15 protein-coding genes, 3 tRNA genes and 1 pseudogene are annotated in these 16,694 nt (G+C 63.7%); 12 read left to right on the forward strand and 7 right to left on the reverse strand.

Annotation, left to right across the window (positions count from 1 at the left end):
- Positions 1-84 precede the first annotated feature (84 nt).
- Together HMPREF2990_RS09275 and HMPREF2990_RS09280 are read right to left on the reverse strand one after the other, a co-directional pair.
- Positions 85-291: a DUF3073 domain-containing protein gene (locus HMPREF2990_RS09275; protein WP_038592313.1), complete on the reverse strand. Its 207-nt coding sequence runs from the start codon at positions 289-291 to the stop codon at positions 85-87.
- Positions 292-424: 133 nt separating this feature from the next.
- On the reverse strand, positions 425-1,474 hold the full coding sequence (locus HMPREF2990_RS09280) for a CAF17-like 4Fe-4S cluster assembly/insertion protein YgfZ (protein ID WP_070764314.1): 1,050 nt from the start codon (positions 1,472-1,474) through the stop codon (positions 425-427).
- Between the two features lie 32 nt (positions 1,475-1,506).
- On the opposite strand from HMPREF2990_RS09280, the gene HMPREF2990_RS09285 reads away from it, so the two are divergent.
- Complete coding sequence (locus HMPREF2990_RS09285; RefSeq protein WP_070764316.1) at positions 1,507-2,439, forward strand: aminodeoxychorismate lyase; 933 nt, start codon at positions 1,507-1,509, stop codon at positions 2,437-2,439.
- Here the strand turns inward: HMPREF2990_RS09285 and HMPREF2990_RS09290 are convergent.
- Entirely contained in the window at positions 2,436-3,089 is a 654-nt protein-coding gene (locus HMPREF2990_RS09290) for a heme-binding beta-barrel domain-containing protein (RefSeq protein WP_070764318.1), read from the reverse strand. The two genes, HMPREF2990_RS09285 and HMPREF2990_RS09290, sit on opposite strands and share 4 nt — an antisense overlap.
- A gap of 47 nt (positions 3,090-3,136) precedes the next feature.
- On the reverse strand, positions 3,137-3,940 hold the full coding sequence (locus HMPREF2990_RS09295; protein WP_070764320.1) for an LmeA family phospholipid-binding protein: 804 nt from the start codon (positions 3,938-3,940) through the stop codon (positions 3,137-3,139).
- Positions 3,941-3,962: 22 nt separating this feature from the next.
- On the opposite strand from HMPREF2990_RS09295, the gene mshD reads away from it, so the two are divergent.
- From mshD to pstB, 5 genes are all read left to right on the forward strand, one after another.
- The gene (gene mshD / locus HMPREF2990_RS09300; RefSeq protein WP_070764321.1) at positions 3,963-4,838 is read left to right on the forward strand and encodes a mycothiol synthase; all 876 of its coding nucleotides are present in this window, start codon (positions 3,963-3,965) and stop codon (positions 4,836-4,838) included.
- Positions 4,839-5,070: 232 nt separating this feature from the next.
- Complete coding sequence (gene pstS, locus HMPREF2990_RS09305; RefSeq protein WP_070764323.1) at positions 5,071-6,198, forward strand: phosphate ABC transporter substrate-binding protein PstS; 1,128 nt, start codon at positions 5,071-5,073, stop codon at positions 6,196-6,198.
- A gap of 176 nt (positions 6,199-6,374) precedes the next feature.
- Positions 6,375-7,448, forward strand: coding sequence for a phosphate ABC transporter permease subunit PstC (gene pstC, locus HMPREF2990_RS09310; protein WP_070764325.1), 1,074 nt, complete (start codon positions 6,375-6,377; stop codon positions 7,446-7,448).
- Positions 7,449-7,461: 13 nt separating this feature from the next.
- Positions 7,462-8,412 (forward strand): phosphate ABC transporter permease PstA, encoded by a 951-nt coding sequence (gene pstA, locus HMPREF2990_RS09315; protein ID WP_083317114.1) that lies wholly within the window; start codon positions 7,462-7,464, stop codon positions 8,410-8,412.
- 35 nt (positions 8,413-8,447) lie between these two features.
- Entirely contained in the window at positions 8,448-9,221 is a 774-nt protein-coding gene (gene pstB, locus HMPREF2990_RS09320) for a phosphate ABC transporter ATP-binding protein PstB (RefSeq protein ID WP_070764326.1), read from the forward strand.
- Between the two features lie 90 nt (positions 9,222-9,311).
- On the opposite strand, the gene HMPREF2990_RS09325 is transcribed toward pstB, so the two are convergent.
- Together HMPREF2990_RS09325 and dusB are read right to left on the reverse strand one after the other, a co-directional pair.
- Positions 9,312-10,193, reverse strand: coding sequence for a phosphate signaling complex PhoU family protein (locus HMPREF2990_RS09325; protein ID WP_246817511.1), 882 nt, complete (start codon positions 10,191-10,193; stop codon positions 9,312-9,314).
- On the reverse strand, positions 10,135-11,331 hold the full coding sequence (gene dusB / locus HMPREF2990_RS09330; RefSeq protein WP_070764328.1) for a tRNA dihydrouridine synthase DusB: 1,197 nt from the start codon (positions 11,329-11,331) through the stop codon (positions 10,135-10,137). Before dusB ends, HMPREF2990_RS09325 begins: the two co-directional genes overlap by 59 nt.
- Positions 11,332-11,631: 300 nt before the next feature.
- Between dusB and HMPREF2990_RS09335 the strand changes: the two genes are divergently transcribed.
- Both HMPREF2990_RS09335 and HMPREF2990_RS09340 read left to right on the forward strand, forming a co-directional pair.
- The gene (locus HMPREF2990_RS09335) at positions 11,632-13,140 is read left to right on the forward strand and encodes an acetyl-CoA hydrolase/transferase family protein (RefSeq protein WP_070764330.1); all 1,509 of its coding nucleotides are present in this window, start codon (positions 11,632-11,634) and stop codon (positions 13,138-13,140) included.
- A 127-nt stretch (positions 13,141-13,267) separates the two neighbouring features.
- Positions 13,268-13,340: transfer RNA gene (locus HMPREF2990_RS09340), tRNA-Lys, on the forward strand.
- Positions 13,341-13,399: 59 nt separating this feature from the next.
- On the opposite strand, the gene HMPREF2990_RS09345 is transcribed toward HMPREF2990_RS09340, so the two are convergent.
- Positions 13,400-13,699, reverse strand: a complete 300-nt coding sequence (locus HMPREF2990_RS09345; RefSeq protein ID WP_038592276.1) for a metal-sensitive transcriptional regulator — start codon at positions 13,697-13,699, stop codon at positions 13,400-13,402.
- A gap of 100 nt (positions 13,700-13,799) precedes the next feature.
- Here HMPREF2990_RS09345 and HMPREF2990_RS09350 point away from each other — a divergent pair.
- From HMPREF2990_RS09350 to HMPREF2990_RS13005, 4 genes and pseudogenes are all read left to right on the forward strand, one after another.
- Positions 13,800-13,875, forward strand: a tRNA-Glu gene (locus tag HMPREF2990_RS09350).
- A 34-nt stretch (positions 13,876-13,909) separates the two neighbouring features.
- Positions 13,910-13,986: transfer RNA gene (locus HMPREF2990_RS09355), tRNA-Asp, on the forward strand.
- Positions 13,987-14,174: 188 nt separating this feature from the next.
- Positions 14,175-16,175 carry a vWA domain-containing protein gene (locus HMPREF2990_RS09360; RefSeq protein WP_070764332.1) on the forward strand — a complete coding sequence of 667 codons (2,001 nt, stop codon included), beginning with the start codon at positions 14,175-14,177 and terminating at the stop codon, positions 16,173-16,175.
- Positions 16,176-16,352: 177 nt separating this feature from the next.
- A pseudogene (locus HMPREF2990_RS13005) lies at positions 16,353-16,694 on the forward strand (VWA domain-containing protein); the annotation flags it as partial.

A 16,694-nucleotide genomic window follows, 5' to 3' on the forward strand; every position in this document is an offset into this window, starting at 1 on the left:
CAGGGCATGAGAAAAGGCACCCGGGCTAACCGGGTGCCTTGCTCAAACGCCCAAACGATAGAGGTACGGGAGGACCGGGCGGACTTAGTTCCGGTCGTCTTCGTCGTCGTAGTCCCAGTCCGCGTAGTCTGCGTACTGGTCATCCACCTCGTACTCGTCCTCGTCCCAACTGCGCCGCGGAGCCTTTCCTGCCAGCTCACGCTGCAGGGAATCGAGGTCCATTTCAGGAGAGTTGTACTTGAGTTGGCGAGCAACCTTGGTCTGCTTTGCTTTGGCGCGTCCGCGGCCCATGGCATGACCCCCTTGAGGTGGTTCTAGGGCGGCCTTTCAAAGAAGGCGGCCTCATACTTTCGATTAGTTATTGTCCTGGGGGACATAATAGCCTGTGTGTCAAAAAAATGCTCACCCGGCCCGCGAACAGGCCTTATTGCCCGCGGCGAAGCTTCTCGACGGCGAGGCGTCCAAGTTTCTCGCCCTCGTCTGTGGGCAGTGAGTCTTTATCCACGCTCGCGGCCACCCCGTCGATGTCCAGGGGTGCCTCGAGCGCGGAGCGTTTCACCAGTGCGAGCGCGATCGGGCCGTAGTCTGCGTCGTGGACGACGGTGCCGAGGCGGCCGACCTTGCGGCCGTTTGCGGTAATGGTGTCGCCGGGTTGCGGCTCGTTGGGGGCGGAGCCGTCGAGCTGCAGCATGACGAGTAGGCGAGGGGAGCGGCCGAGGTTTTCCACGCGCGCGACGGTCTCCTGTCCGCGGTAGCAGCCCTTGTTCAGGTGGACTGCGCCGACGTGCTCGCCACGGTTGATCAGGCGCGGTACCTCGTGGGGGATCGACTTTTCGTCCAGGTCGACGCCGAGCTCGGGCTCAACGTTGCGCACGCGCGCGGCAGTAAAGGCCATCAAACCGGCAAAGTCCACCCCCGCCTCGTCGCGCAGGCGTTGTGCTACCGCAAGCGCCTGGTCCCTGGGCACGGCGAAGTCCATGCGTGCAGGTACGAAAGCATCGACGCGGCGGCTAAAAGTGGCTTCCGGTACTTCCGGGAATTCGCCGTCAGACGACAAGATCGTCAGCACCGCCAGGTCCGCCTCCTTGACGGTGACCTCGGACCAGAAGACCATCTTGCGCAGGTAGTCGGCAAAAGAGTCGAATTGGGCGGCGGGTACGTCGAGGTAAAACGTCCCGTCGACAAGCGCGATGTCGGCGTGGTGCAGGATGTGGCCCTGGATGTCCAGGTCGAGGGCTGAGGCGGAAAAGGACGACGGGACGTCGACAAGCTTTTGCGAAAGTAGGTTGTGCAAGAACTCCGCCGCATCCTTGCCCGCGACCGCGATGACGCGGCGGTGCGAACGGTCGATCAGCCGGGTGCCCTGCTGCTCGGCGAGCGGGTTGCCGTAGTGCCAGGCCACGCCCTCGGCGAGCGGGTTGCCTTCGATGGGGGTGGCGCCGGGCAGTTGCAAAAGATCAGACGAATACGACATAGATCCCGATCATACGGGCATAATGGGACAGTATGGTCTCCTTGCTTCCTCCCGCCCCCGTCATTTACCTCATCGAGCCCTTCGGTGGCTCCATCCGCAGGCAGAACGCCAACACGCCCCACATCTTCTGGGACGACGCGGCGGTGACCCGCGGCGACGGGATCTTTGAAACGATCCTCATCCGCAAGGGCGAGCCCGCGAACCTTGACAAACACATCGAGCGCTTCCGGCGCTCCGCCGCCACTCTCGACCTGCCGGAACCCTGCGCGGAGCACTGGAGTAACGCCACCCGCGAGGCCATCGCCGATTTTGTGCGCGAGCGCGGCGTGGCCCCCGAAGAGGTGGACGCGAAGTGCAGCTGGACCATGTCCCGCGGTCGGGAAACCACCGGTGTACCCACCGCTTGGCTGACTATCCGGCCGCTGTCGGAAGAGGTGCTGTCCCAGCGCAAGAATGGCGTGAGCGCGGTGACCACCTCGCGCGGCTACAGCATCAACCGCGGCAAGGACGGCGAGGCGGAGGTGCCCTGGATGCGGGTCGGCGCGAAGACGCTGAACTACGCGGCCTCTATGGCGGCGCTGCGCTGGGCGCGCGCCGAGGGCTACGACGATGTGATCTACATCGACCCGGAGACGGAGCGCGTGCTCGAGGGCGCGACTTCGACCGTGGTGATTGTGAAGAAGGGCGGGCGGCTGCGCACCCCGAAGCCGGGGCCCGGCATCCTGCCCGGCACCACCCAGGCCGCGCTGTTTGCGCACGCGGAGAAGCAGGGCTGGAAGTGCAAGCAGAAAGACGTCTACCTCAGCGAGCTGCACAAGGCCGAATCGGTGTGGCTGGTTAGCTCCACGCGCATGTACGCGCGCGTGCGCAAGCTGGACGGGAAGAAACTTTCCCGCCCTGACAACGCCGACGAGATCCAGCAGCTGATCGTGGACGCGCTGGATGCCTCCCTGCTTAAGGACTAGCCGGCGATGCGCTTGAGCTCGCCGGACATGTAGGGCACCATCTCGCCGTCGACGAGGCGCTCGTCAACCCAGCCCAAGTTGTTGTTCGGCATGAGCCCGTAGAGGCGCTTGCCCGGCCCGTGCTTTTCCGGCCCGGACTCCGTGGCCAGGGTGGAGGCGCTCTGCAGCTGCCAGCCGCGCTCGTTGACGGGCTCGCCGTACATCACCTCGACCAGGCCGCGGGAGTTGGTCAGCGTGACTTCGATCTCGTCTTTGAGCGAGATGCGCCAGAAGCCGACCTCGCGCTGGTCTGCGCCGGTGGCCTCCCCATTCTCGTCGAGACGCCAGATGCGGGACTCAAAACGCAGGTAGTTCTCGCCGTCGTGAGAGACGACCAAGCGCTGGCCGAAGGCGTACTCGTCGCCGTTGTCGTTGGCCTGGCCGGTGCCAGTCCACACGCCCACGAGCGGGAGCAGGGCGAGCAGCCCGTCGTGCAGATTCGGGCCCTGGCGCAGGTTCGCGGTGTCCTCGTGGAGCGGGAAGTCCGGAAAGCCCAGCTCCGGGATGTTGCGGTGCGCGGTGTTCTTCGACTGTTCCGCGGCGAGGTTCACGGCCTCGTTGCCGCTGAGTGAAGCCTGCTGGTTGTCGGGGGTCTGTTCATTCTCAGCCATGCCACCCAAGGGTAGTCGTTCGTCGCAATACGCGGCACGCGCCCCGGCTAGTTGTCGGCCGCCTCGTCCGCGTCCGAGGCCAGCGGCGAATCCTTCGCCTCCTGGTGTGCCGTATCGTCGGCAGCGTCGTGCGCAAGGGGAGTGAGGTCAGATTCTTCGATGGTGGTGTTGATGCGGTCGCGGGAAAACTCGATTGACCCGCCGGTCAGCTGCACCTTGTCCGCGGGCCCGCCGAGCGGGAGATCCGCGGTGTCGCGGCGCAGGCTAAACGCAGCTACAGCCTGGTCGGTGAGCGCTGGTGGCACGTCGAGAAGTTCGCTGGGCCGCATCGCAAACTCCGAGCCCTCCAGCCGCAGCGTGACGATCACGGTGACAGGCTGCTCCGCGTCGGGCAGTGTGCCGGTCAGCCGCGCCTCGCTCGCGCCGCCGCCGGAGGGCGAGATGTCGTAGGGGCTGGCGATGTCCAAATCCGTCATGCCGAGAAGCTGGCCAAAGGCCACGCCGTCGAGGCGTACGCTGCGGCGCACGAGACTCGCTTTTGAGCCGGGGAGGTCTTCGGTGATGGAGCTGGAGCGGGGGTGTTTGAGCGTGACGTCGACAAGCTCGATGCCCGCATTGCCCACGCCCACACTCGCGACGGGCACATCGAGTGCGTCGAGGCTGATGCGGGGAATCGTGTTGCGAAACGGTAGTCCGCCCACATAGGCGGCGGGCGCGGTGGACAGGTCGCCGAGCTGCGCGGCGTGCACCGACAGCTCGTGCTCCGCGCGCATGGCGAGGGCGGTATCAGCCAGGTAGGCCACCAGGCCCGCGCCGATGAGGGCCGCGGCCACGCTTCGCTTCACATGCATACTTTTACCGTAGCCTTAGGGCATGACAGATCACAGCGCACTGATTTCTCAAGCCACCGCAGCCGACGGCGTCGCCCCCTTCTCGGAGGCCTTCGAGCAAGCGCTTGTCGACGCCACGTTGCACCACACCCACCTCACCACCGAAAACCCCGACGCCCCGGGTGAGATAGTGGGGCTGGCCGGCATCGCCCCCGACGGTTCTGCGGAGCTTGTCATCCACCCGGACTTCCGCCGCCGCGGCCTTGGCACTGAGCTGGCGCGCCGGGTACTTGACGAGCGTCCCGATGCCGGACTGTGGGCCCACGGCAACCTGCCCGCCGCGCAGGCGCTCGCTGCATCGCTTGGCCTGGAATCCACCCGCGAGCTGTTAGTGATGTCCCTGTCCGGCGAGTTGCTGAGCGGCACCGAGCTGGAGCTGCCGGAAGGGATGCGCGAACTCACGCTCGAGCAGGCGAGCGATGAGTTCGGGCGCGAGGCGGTCGAGCGCGATTGGCTGCGCGTGAACAACGAGGCCTTCTCCTGGCACCCGGAGCAGGGCGGCTGGGATACGGCGCGCCTGCACCGCGCGATGGATACAGAGTGGTTCGACCCGGCGGGCGTGCTCTTCCTCTACGGCGGCGAGAAGGCGGAAGAGCTGGCCGGATTCATGTGGACGAAGGTACACCCGAGCGGGGAGGGCGAGATTTACGTCGTCGGGCTGGCCTCCGCGTTCCGCGGCAAGGGCCTGGGCGGTGCGCTGGTGCAGATGGGGCTGGTCCACCTGCGCCGGGTAGGGGTGCCGAAGGTGATCCTGTACGTGGAGGCGGACAACGCGCCTGCGGTGCGCCGCTACGAGCAGCTTGGGTTTGAGGTGGCCGAGCGGCATGTGGTCTATGCGGCGCGAGTCAAGAGGCAGTAATGTGATCTTCATCGCATTATGCGGAAACTAACAGGCAATATGCGGCGTGTTTGGGAAGTTCACTGATTGTTCACCTCCCGGTCCATTGACTATTAACCGGCGCGCCTTAGGTTGTTGAACCGTGAGTAATCGGAAAAGGATTGCGCCTGCGTTCAGCGCAGGTGAGCCGGCCGTGATGAAAGGCACCGATGCTCGAGTGGTAAACGACCTAAGCACCGGAAAGGTATTCCCCGTGATCCGTAACTTTAAGCGCACCGCCGCAGTCTTCGGCGTCGTAGCAGTTTCCTCCGCAGCCCTCGTTGCTTGCGGCGACTCTGAGTCCACCGACTCCGCAGATACCTCCGCTGAGGCAACCGCAGAGTCCACCGACGGTGCCGAGGGCACTGGCTCCGAGCTGACCGGTGAGACCGGCCAGCTGGTCGCCGAGGGTGCAACCTCTCAGCAGAACGCAATGGACTACTTCGCGTCCCGCTACGCTGAGGAAGTTCCGGGCGCAACCCTGGCATACAACGCCACCGGTTCCGGCTCCGGCATCAAGCAGTTCCTGGGCAACACCGTCGCTTTCGCTGGCTCTGACTCCCCGCTGAAGGACGACGAGGTGGAGAAGGCGGCAGAGCGTTGCGGCGGCAACGAGGCATGGCACCTGCCGTTCGTGATCGGCCCGGTTGCTATCGCCTACAACCTCGAGGGCGTCGACGAGCTGAACCTCACCGTTGACAACATCGTTGACATCTTCCAGGGCAAGATCACTAACTGGAACGACCCGGCTCTGGCCGAATCCAACCCGGACGCTGAGCTGCCGGATCAGGAGATCAAGCCGTTCTTCCGCTCGGATGAGTCCGGCACCTCCGACAACTTCCAGAAGTTCCTCGCTGCTGCGTCCGACGGCAAGTGGACCGGCGAGGGCAAGGCCTTCCCGTCCGAGGTGGGCACCGGCGCGAACGGCTCCTCCGGCGTGGCTTCCGAGGTCGCTGCGACCGAGGGCGCTATCACCTACGTCGAGGCCGGCTTCGCTGACAAGAAGGCCAACATCGACTTCGGCTCCGGCCCGGTCGAGCTGACCGACGAGGCTGTCGCTGCTGCACTGGACTCCATGGAGTTCACCACCGAGGGCCACAACATGGCCGTCGACGCAGAGGCACTCTTCGCCTCCGACGCAGAGGGTGCATACCCGCTCGTGCTGACCACCTACGAGATCGTCTGCTCCGCAGGTTACGACGAGGCGACCTCCAACATGGTCAAGGACTTCCTCAACGTCGCCCTGGACTCCCAGGACGAGGAGCTGGCCGGCGAGGGCTTCATCCCGGTCACCGGCGCACACGCAGATCGTCTGCGCGAGGCAGTCAACGCCATCCAGTAACAGGCTTCACGGCCGCTTTGGTGCCCCCCAACACGGCGAAAGCCGTCGCGGGGGGCATGCCCATGTTGGGGCATGGTGAACACCAGGTGTGCACCGCGTTACCAACAGGTTGATAAGTCACGTAGCGGCAGTTTGCCCCACCACCTTTTTCCAAACCGCTTAAAGGATCAGTAACTATGGCTGACAACGATATGACCCCGGCCGACGGCCTTCGCGCGGGTCAAGCGGCACCGACTGCGGAGCCGCCCGCCCCGTCTTCGACGGGCACCCCGTCCCACAACACTGACAACAACCCGGGGACTGCGAATCCCCGCACCGGCGTGAAGCGTCCGGGCGACCGAGTCTTTGAGATTCTCTCCACCGCCTCGGCGGCGCTGATCACGGTCATCATTATCGCGATCGGCCTGTTCTTGGTCATCCAGGCGATTCCGCCGCTGAGCAGGAACGAAGGTGGGGTCCTCGGCTTCTTCACCTACACCGGTAATTGGCAGACCGCGAACCTGGACGCGATGCAGTTCGGTATCCCGAACCTATTCCTGTCCACGGTGATGATCTCGCTGCTCGCGCTGATCATGGCCATGCCGGTCGCCCTTGGCATCGCGCTGTTCCTGTCCAACTACGCGCCGAAGAAGCTCGTGCGCCCGCTGGGCACCCTGGTGGACATGCTCGCCGCGGTCCCCTCGATCGTCTACGGTCTGTGGGGCGCGCAGGTGCTCGGCCCGGCCCTGGGCAAGTTCTACGAGTGGATCAACTCCTGGGGCGGCGGCTTCTTCCTGTTCGCCACCTACCAGAACTCCCCGCCGTTCGCGACCTCCCGCAACATGCTCACCGGTGGCATCGTCCTGGCGATTATGATCCTGCCGATCATTGCCGCAACCGCCCGCGAGATCTTCGTGCAGACCCCTCCCGGCCAGATCGAGTCCGCGCTCGCACTCGGCGCGACCCGCTGGGAAGTCATCCGCATGACCGTCATCCCGTTCGGTCTCTCCGGCTTCATCGCCGGTTCCATGCTCGGCCTCGGCCGCGCACTCGGCGAGACGATGGCGCTGTACATGGTGGTCGCTCCCGCCAACGATTTCCGAGGTTCGCTGTTTGACGGTGGCACCACCTTCGCCACCGCGATCGCGAACGCATCCGCAGAGTTCAACAACCCGATCTCCGCTGGTGCCTACATCGCGGCAGGCCTCGTCCTGTTCATTTTGACCTTTGTTGTCAACTCGATCGCCCGCGCGATCGTCAACAAGAAGTAAGGCAGGCAAGCGAATGTCTACTGCAGTTTCCAATACCTCGGGCGCTGGCGGGGCCGGGAAGGCGTCGGCAAGCAAGGGCGCAAAGCAGACGCCCTTCACCGACATCGCACCCGGCCGCAAGTCGCTGAACTCTTTCATGGGCGCGCTGATGTGGCTATGCATGATCCTCGCCCTCATTCCGCTTCTTTGGCTGCTCATCACCGTGGTCATGCGTGGTGCCCCGGCGGTGTTTGACGCCGGCTGGTGGACCAACGACATGGTTGGCGTGCGCATGTCCAAGGAAGGCGGCGGTGCGCTTCACGCGATCGCCGGTACCCTGATGCAGACGTTTATCGCCTCGATTATCTCCATCCCGATCGGTGTGTTTACCGCCATCTACCTGGTGGAGTACTCCAACGGCAACAAGCTGGGCCGCCTCACCACCTTCATGGTGGACATCCTGTCGGGTGTGCCTTCGATCGTCGCCGCGCTGTTCATCTACGCCCTCTGGATCACCATCCTGGGCATGGACCGCTCCGGCTTCGCCGTGTCGCTCTCGCTCATTCTGCTCATGGTCCCGCTCGTGGTGCGCAACACCGAAGAGATGCTGCGCGTCGTGCCGATGGACCTGCGTGAGGCGTCTTACGCACTGGGTGTGCCCAAGTGGAAGACGATTGCGCGCATCGTGTTGCCGACCGCCCTGTCCGGCATTGTGACAGGCATCATGCTCGCTATCGCCCGCGTGATGGGCGAATCTGCCCCGGTCCTGATCCTCGTCGGATCCACCCCGGCGCTGAACGTGTTCGGGCTCTTCGGCCAACCGCAGTCCTCGCTGCCGCTGTTCATGCTTGAAATGTGGAAGTCCGGTGCCACCGGCTTTGCTGCCGACCGTCTCTGGGGCGCAGCGCTGACGCTGGTCGTCATCGTGGTGGTGCTCAACCTGCTGGCCCGCCTGATTGCCAATAAGTACTCCGTGAAGAAGTAAAACCGCCCCACACCACCACTAGAGGAGAAACCCCGATGTCCAAACTCGAACTCAACGACGTCAATATCTACTACGACGACTTCCACGCCGTCCGCGACGTCAACATGAAGATCCCTGCCCAGGCCGTGACCGCCTTCATCGGCCCCTCCGGCTGCGGCAAGTCCACTGTGCTGCGCACGCTCAACCGCATGCACGAGGTCATCCCGAACGCCTCGGTTAAGGGCGAGATCCTGCTCGACGGCCACAACATCTACGGCAAGAACGTCGACCCGGTCTCCGTGCGCAACACCATCGGCATGGTGTTCCAGAAGGCGAACCCGTTCCCCACGATGTCCATCGAGGACAACGTAGTCGCTGGCCTGAAGCTGTCCGGCGAGAAGGACAAGAAGAAGCTCAAGGAAGTTGCTGAGCAGTCGCTGCGCGGTGCCAACCTCTGGGACGAGGTCAAGGACCGCCTGGACAAGCCGGGCGGCGGCCTCTCCGGTGGCCAGCAGCAGCGCCTCTGCATCGCGCGCGCGATCGCCGTGCGCCCCGAGGTGCTGCTCATGGACGAGCCCTGCTCCGCGCTCGACCCGATCTCCACGCTCGCCGTGGAGGATCTCATCCACGAGCTGAAGACCGACTACACCATCGTGATCGTGACCCACAACATGCAGCAGGCTGCCCGTGTGTCCGACAAGACGGCGTTCTTCTCCCTCGAGGCCACCGGTAAGCCGGGCAACCTGGTCGAGTTCAATGACACGACCACCATCTTCGAGAACCCGGAGAAGAAGGAGACCGAGGACTACATCGCCGGCCGCTTCGGCTAAAGCCTCTAGCTCCGTTTACCACTCGGTGCACGCCGCTGCCTTTGTGTAAGGCAGCGGCGTTTTCCATGTTGCTGGGTTAGCGCGGCTGTGTTAGCGCACGTTTTTGAACCGCGCCTCGATCTCGCGGAATTTCGCCTGCATATCAAACTCGCCCTCGCGCACGTACTCATCGGGCTGAAGCCCCGTCACAAGAAAGACGATGCGGTTGCCCACGTTCACGCAGCGGTCGGCAAAGCGCTCGTAGTAGCGCACGAGCATGGCAAGGTCCACGGCTTCGCGCGTGGTGTAGGGCCAGTCCGGCTCGGAAACCAGGTTGAGCAGGTAGGCCTTCATGTCGTCCATGCCGTCGTCAATACTGTGCAGCTTGACGGCCTCGTCCGCGTCGGGGTGCAGCAAAAGCTCGCGGGTCTGCTCCACCATGGCGTCGGCAAGCCGGCTCATCTCCTCGATGTAGCGGCTGAGCTCCTTGGGCACGACCGCGTGCGGGTGGCGGGCGCGGGTGAGCGTGGCGATGTGCATGGACAGCGCGGCCATGCGCGAGAGATTCTCCACGATGTAAATCGAGGAAAGCACTTGGCGCAGGTCGGAGGCCACGGGACTTTCGAGCGCTAGCAGGCTCACGCTGCGCTCTTCGCAGCGCGTGGTGATCTCGCGCATGCCGTCGACCTCGGTCAGCGCATCCTCGGCCTTGCTCAGGGACTGAGTCAGCAAGCTTTCCGACGCCAACCGCATCGCCGCCTGCACCCGCTCGCAAAGCTCGAGCAAGTCGGCATTGAAGGCCTCGAGGTGCTCGCGGTAGACGGTGCGCAAGCGCACGCCCGGAGCCTTGTTGCTTGTCGACGCCCCGTCGTCCCCGCTAGCCTCGTCCCCAGACTCAGTGGCCTCAGTGGCCTCAGCGGTTTCGTCGCTTGGGTTATCCGCCGTTGTTTTCGATCTCTGCGCCCTGCGGGACCGATTCATCTTCGGGATCATCTAACCATCCTTCCGGCAGCGCGACTTTCGCGGAGCTTCCCTGGCGGCCGCGCGCGCTGTCTGCTTCTTCCGCCAGCTGCTGAGAATCTGCGATTGGAGCCAGCCGCTCGCGCAGCTGGGCGAGCGAGGTGACTTGCGCAAGCTCCTTGCGGAACTCGCCGCCAACGGGAAAACCGCGCAGGTACCAGCCTGTGTGCTTGCGGATGTCACGGCACGCGTGGTCCTCGCCATCGTGCGCGGCGAGCAGCTCCGCGTGGCGGTACATGATGCGCGAGACTTCCCCCAGCGTCGGCTCTGCGGGGATGGGCTCCCCGCGCAGCTGGGCACCGAGCTGGGCGAACAGCCAGGGGCGCCCAAGGCAGCCGCGCCCGACCTCCACGCCGTGGCAGGCGGTCTCATCCATCATCCGCTGCGCGTCCTCGGCAGCGAAGATGTCGCCGTTGCCGATCACCGGCACGCCCGTGCCGTCCATGTGCTCGACGAGCCGGGCGATCTCGTTCCAGTGGGCCGCGCCCGAATAACGCTCTGCTGCGGTGCGCGCATGCAACGCGACCGCGGCCGCGCCCTCCTCCGCGGCGATGCGGCCTGCGTCGAGGTGGGTGTGGTGCTCGTCGTCGATACCGATGCGGAACTTCACCGTAATCGGGATGCCGGAGCCCTCGGCGGCGCGCACGGCGGCTGCGACGATGTTGCCAAACAGGCGGCGCTTGTAGGGGATAGCGGAGCCACCACCCTTGCGCGTGACCTTTGGCACTGGGCAGCCAAAGTTCATGTCCACGTGGTCGGCGATGTCCTCCTCGACGATCATGCGCACTGCCTCGTACGTGAACTTCGGGTCCACGGTGTAGAGCTGCATGGAGCGCGGGGTCTCTTGCGGCGCGAAGCTGGTCATGTGCAGCGTCTTCTGGTTCCGCGCCACCATCGCGCGCGCGGTGATCATCTCGCAGACGTAGAGCCCGGAGCTCGTCCCGGTGAGTTCCTGCTCAATCTCGCGGCACAGCACGCGAAAAGGCATGTTGGTCACCCCGGCCATCGGCGCGAGGATGACAGGCGAGTTCAGCTCCATAGCGCCGATGCGCAGCGCGGGCGCGTCTGGCGCGCCAGGCGTACTGTGCTGAGTGGTAGTTGGGGCTGTCATAGTGCCCCATTGTTCCCGGTTGTGGCGGGAAAGTGCAATTTGTGTAGCCGCGAGGTAGCCAGCGAACGAGTACACCCAAGTGGGGGTGAAAACTGAGGGGGTTCGGACGTGTGTTTGCCGTCAATCGGGCGCGAAATGCGACACTGTACCCCCAGCTACCTGCGAAGCTGCAGATAGTCACATCATTTGCGCGCTCTGGCGGGGGTGAGGGGATGGATCTCGTAGACGTGGCAATGCAAGGTAGGTCACAATACAGTGGTGTTGTTATCACCTACCGACGAATCCAAGTGAGGGATGAATATGGGTAACCGTATCGCCAATGCAAAACTGCGTGACAAGGTCATGTCCGCTGAAGAAGCGGGCCAGTTTGTCAACCATGGCGACAAGGTGGGCGTGTCCGGCTTTACCGGGGCTGGGTACCCCAAGGCCATGCCGGGCGTCATCGCAGAGAAGGCCAAGGCTGCGCACGCCAAGGGTCAGGACTTCAGCATCGACCTCTACACGGGCGCATCCACCGCGCCGGAGTGTGACGGTGTGCTCGCGGAGGCCAACGCGCTGCGCTACCGCATGCCGTACCAGTCCGACCCGCAGATGCGTAACAAGATCAACGCTGGCGAGATGAAGTTCCAGGACATCCACCTGTCCCACTCGGGCATGATGGTGGAGCAGGGCTTCTTCGGCGACGTTGACCTGGCCATCGTGGAGGCAGTCCGCATTACTGAAGAGGGCAACATCGTCCCGTCCTCCTCCGTGGGCAACTCCGTCGAGTTCCTCAACGCCGCCAAGAAGATCATCATTGAGGTCAACGAGTGGCAGTCCGAGGACCTGGAGGGCATGCACGACATCTGGACCGTGCCGGCGCTGCCGAACCGTATCCCGATCCCGATCACCAAGTGCGGTGACCGTATCGGTACCACCTACATTGAGATCGACCCGGAGAAGGTCGTTGCTGTCATCGAGACTAATGATCCGGACCGCAACGCGCCGTTCAAGGCACCGGACGAGGTGTCGGAGCAGATCGCTGGCAACTTCCTCGACTTCTTGGAGAACGAGGTCAAGGCCGGCCGCCTCACCTACGACGGCTACGTCATGCAGTCCGGCGTGGGCAACGTGCCGAACGCCGTGATGGCTGGTCTGATGGACTCCAAGTTTGAAAACATCCAGGCCTACACCGAGGTCATCCAGGACGGCATGGTCGACCTGATCGACGCGGGCAAGATGACCGTCGCTTCCGCGACCTCCTTCTCCCTGTCCCCGGAGTACGCGGAGAAGATGAACGATGAGGCTGCGCGCTACCGCGAGTCCATCATCCTGCGCCCGCAGTCCATCTCTAACCACCCGGAGGTCATTCGCCGCACCGGCCTGATCGCCTCCAACGGCATGATCGAGGCGGACATCTACGGCAACGCCAACTCCACGCACATCAACGGCTCCCGCCTGATGAACGCGCTGGGCGGCTCCGGCGACTTCACCCGCAACGCCTACATCTCCTCCTTCATCTCCCCGTCGGTGGCCAAGGACGGCGCAATCTCCGCGATTGTCCCGATGGTCTCGCACGTGGACCACACGGAGCACGACGCGATGGTCTTCATTACCGAGTACGGTGTGGCAGACCTGCGCGGCCTGGCACCGCGTGACCGCGTTCAGAAGATGATCTCGATCGCGCACCCCTCCTACCGTCCGCTGCTGGAGGAGTACGTCGAGCTGGCTGCGAAGAGCAAGTACCAGGCGACCCCGCACGACCTGCGCCACGCCTTCGACTTCCACACCCGCATCCAGGAGACGGGCACGATGCAGAAAGAAGGCTAATCGCCTTTAAAGTGCACCGCACGCCCGCGCGGCCTGCCGCAAGATTTGCGCAGGTGGCGCGGGCGTCGCCACGCGCAGGCGGGGTGATTACCGCGTCACGTACGCGGCCCGCTACTATGTTGCGCATGGGCCTTTAGCTCAGTTGGTAGAGCTACGGACTTTTAATCCGCAGGTCGTGGGTTCGATCCCCACAGGGCCCACCGTGGAAAACCTCCGGTTCCTTAAAGGGGCCGGAGGTTTTCGCGTTGCTGGGTGGGGATTAAGACTTCACCATCCGCCGTATCGCCTGCATTGCTTCTGTCACCTTGTCATCTGCCTGCGCATCGCCTGCGGCGAGCGCGCCGGAGACGCAGTGGTGGAGGTGGTCCTCGAGGAGCGCCAAGCCAAGGTTTTCCAGCGCGGAATCGATCGCGGCGATCTGCGTGAGAATGTCGATGCAGTACTTGTCCTCGTCCACCATCCGGTGAATCCCGCGCACCTGCCCCTCGATGCGCTTGAGGCGAGCGAGGTAGCGGGACTTCTCCGCAAAGTAACCGTGGTGGCAGTCGTCGTCGTGCATGCAGACATCTTAACCGACCAGTTCCACGGCTAAGAAAGACGAAATGAACAGGCGTTTTGCTATTCTCACAGGCAATGCATTAGATTAGGTCAAGTCGCTAGCCCCCATCGTCTAGAGGCCTAGGACTCCGCCCTTTCACGGCGGCAACACGGGTTCGAATCCCGTTGGGGGTACCAGTGATTCCCCCTTCGGTGGGAGTTGCAGTGCGATGGCCCTGTGGCGCAGTTGGTTAGCGCGCCGCCCTGTCACGGCGGAGGTCGCGGGTTCAAGTCCCGTCAGGGTCGCCAGTGTCAAAGCCAGTCCCCGGTAGTCCGGGGGCTGGCTTTTTGCGTTCCCGCCGTGCCGTAAATTTTTGGTTAAGTTTCCCGGACATCTGTTGCGGTCACTTGTTCAGCACTTTACTGTGGGCTGTGATCTTGGCCATATGGTGAAAGGGACTTGAGCAATGTCGCATGTAAGGGAGAGAAGCCGTGCCGTGGCTGTGCTGGTGCTTGCCGCCGCGTGCATGCTGATGTGGCTGGTGCCCGCATTTGCTACCGAGACGAGTAAGCCTGTGAGCTCGAGTACCGCGACAAGTACTGAGACAAAGACGCTGTCGAGTTCGACGACGAAAACCTCTGGGGCATCCGAGGAAAGCGCGAGCCAGGGTTCTGCTGATGCGAAGGCGGCGCTGATTCTCGACGCGTCGTTTTCGATGCTCGAGGAAGATGCCGATGGCCCGCGTATCGACGCGGCGAAGAAGGCGACCCACGAACTGATTGATTCCCTGCCGGACACGGCGCAGATGGGCCTGTTCGCTTACGGTGCGCAGGAGTCGAACGCGCCGGACAATAGGGAAGCGGGCTGCCGGGACATCCAGCGGCTGGTCCCGGTGGGGGAGATTGATAAGCAGGAGTTCGGCTCGGCTATCGACGGGCTCACGCCGAAGGGCTACACGCCAATGGGCAATGCGCTGCGCGAAGCCGCGGATGAGCTGGGGGACGAGGGCGAGCGCTCGATCATCCTGGTCTCTGACGGCATTGATACCTGCGCGCCGCCGGAGGTCTGCGACGTGGCCAAGGAGCTAGCCGGCGAAGGCGTGGATTTGACTATCCACACGGTGGGGTTCAAGGCTGATGAAGAGGCCCGCGCGGAGCTGGAGTGCATCGCCGAGGCCGGTGGTGGGCAGTTCCTCGAGGCTGCTGATGCGAGCAGCCTTGCGGAGTCGCTGAAGTTTCTGGCCCAGCGCGGGGTGGTGAAGTACCAGACAGCGGGCACGCCTTTCGAGTTTGCGGACAACCCCGAGGACGCGAAGTGGCTGGGCGAGGGCCAATATTTGACGACGGTGACGCCGGATCGAACCTCCAAAACAGACCGCTATTTCCGCTTTTCCGTGCCGCCGCGCCACCACGGACGAGTGGTGTTCACTCCGGTCCTGCAGGGCGACGCCATGTGGGAAGACACAGAGGTCAAGGTGGAGCCGGCGGAGGTCACCAACGAGGGGGACCCGGCGTGTGGTGAGTTCCCTGGCAGCTGGGGAGAGACCGCATCGGGTGGACCGGGCTTTGGCATTGGCTCGGCATACGCTTCGATGAAACGCACCGACGATGAGGACATGGAGTGCGATATGAGCGACATCCTGGTCAAGATGCATATCTCCAATAGCCGCGACGAGGTCGCCGAGGATGTCCCCATCGAAGTCGGCATCTTCTACGAGCCGATCCCTGGCGAGGAGCAGGCCGATGAGTGGGAGGAGCGTCGTATCTCCAGCGCCGGCGAGTACCAGGAGGAGATGCCGATTGAGAATCCGCAGCCGATCAGCGGCGGTACGGGTTTCAACGACGCTGTAGAGATTTCAGAGGGCACGTATTCCGACCACATCGTTCCCGGCGAGTTCAAGTTTTTCAAGATTCCGGTGACCTATGGGCAGCGCCCGGTGATTCGGGCAAAGACGCCGCCTTCGGTTGCACGCAACGCTGACGACATTGCGTTCGGCGTGAAGGATCCACTGCGCAATGGGGTCGCAGGAAACAAACTGATCTTCTTTGATGACGCGGTTGAGTCCGACCCAGAAACCGCGAACCAGTACGTGTGGTACGGCAGCGATACTCCCTACCAGGGCGCCTACTACGTCTGGTTCGGTATGGGCTGGGTGTCCGAGGGGTACGGGATCGCCGGCGTCGATCAGCCTTTCGAGTTCGAGGTGCTCTTGGATGGCGAGCCTGCCAACGGCGGCCCGGACTGGACGCCGACGCATGAGAATGGCCCCGAGCCTTCGGACGAGCCGATCAAATTCGACGCGGCGGACAGCGCTGCAACGACGTCAGCCTCGCAGGAGGAGAGCGACGATGACCAGGAGGTCAACGCTTCGAGCGACGAGCAGGACGGCGGCTTCGGGCTCGTCCCGACATTGCTCGGTGGCCTGCTGGTGCTGTTGCTGATCGCTGCGGCCGTGGTCTTCTTCATCGTGCGCAAGCAGCGCGGGAACTGGCAGTAGGTTGCCTGCGGGCAGAACCAGGTACCTGTTGGGCATATTCAGGAAAGGGCTTGAGCAATGTCGCATGTAAGGGAAAGAAGTCGTGCCGTCGCTGCGTTTATGCTCGCGGCCGCGTGCATGCTGATGTGGGTCGCACCGGCATTCGCGACGGAGACGGCAACGACGACGAACCGGCCCGTGGAATCGAGCACCGCGGTGAGCACGGAGACGACGACGCTGTCGAGTTCGACTGCGCGGGCGTCGGCAAGCGAAGGCTCCGCGGACGCGAAAGCGGCGCTGATCCTGGATGCCTCGTTTTCGATGCTTGAGGAGGACGCCGATGGCCCGCGGATCGACGCGGCGAAGAAGGCGACGCACGAGCTGATCGATTCCCTGCCGGACACGGCGCAGATGGTCCTGTTTGCCTATGGTGCGCAGGAGTCCAACGCGCCGGACAATAGAGAAAAGGGATGCAGGGATATTCAGCGCCTGGTTCCTATCGGCGAGGTGGATAAGCAGGAGTTCGGCTCGGCTATCGAC

Origin of the sequence: Corynebacterium sp. HMSC071B10, from assembly GCF_001814825.1 — a bacterium.
Classification (GTDB): domain Bacteria; phylum Actinomycetota; class Actinomycetes; order Mycobacteriales; family Mycobacteriaceae; genus Corynebacterium.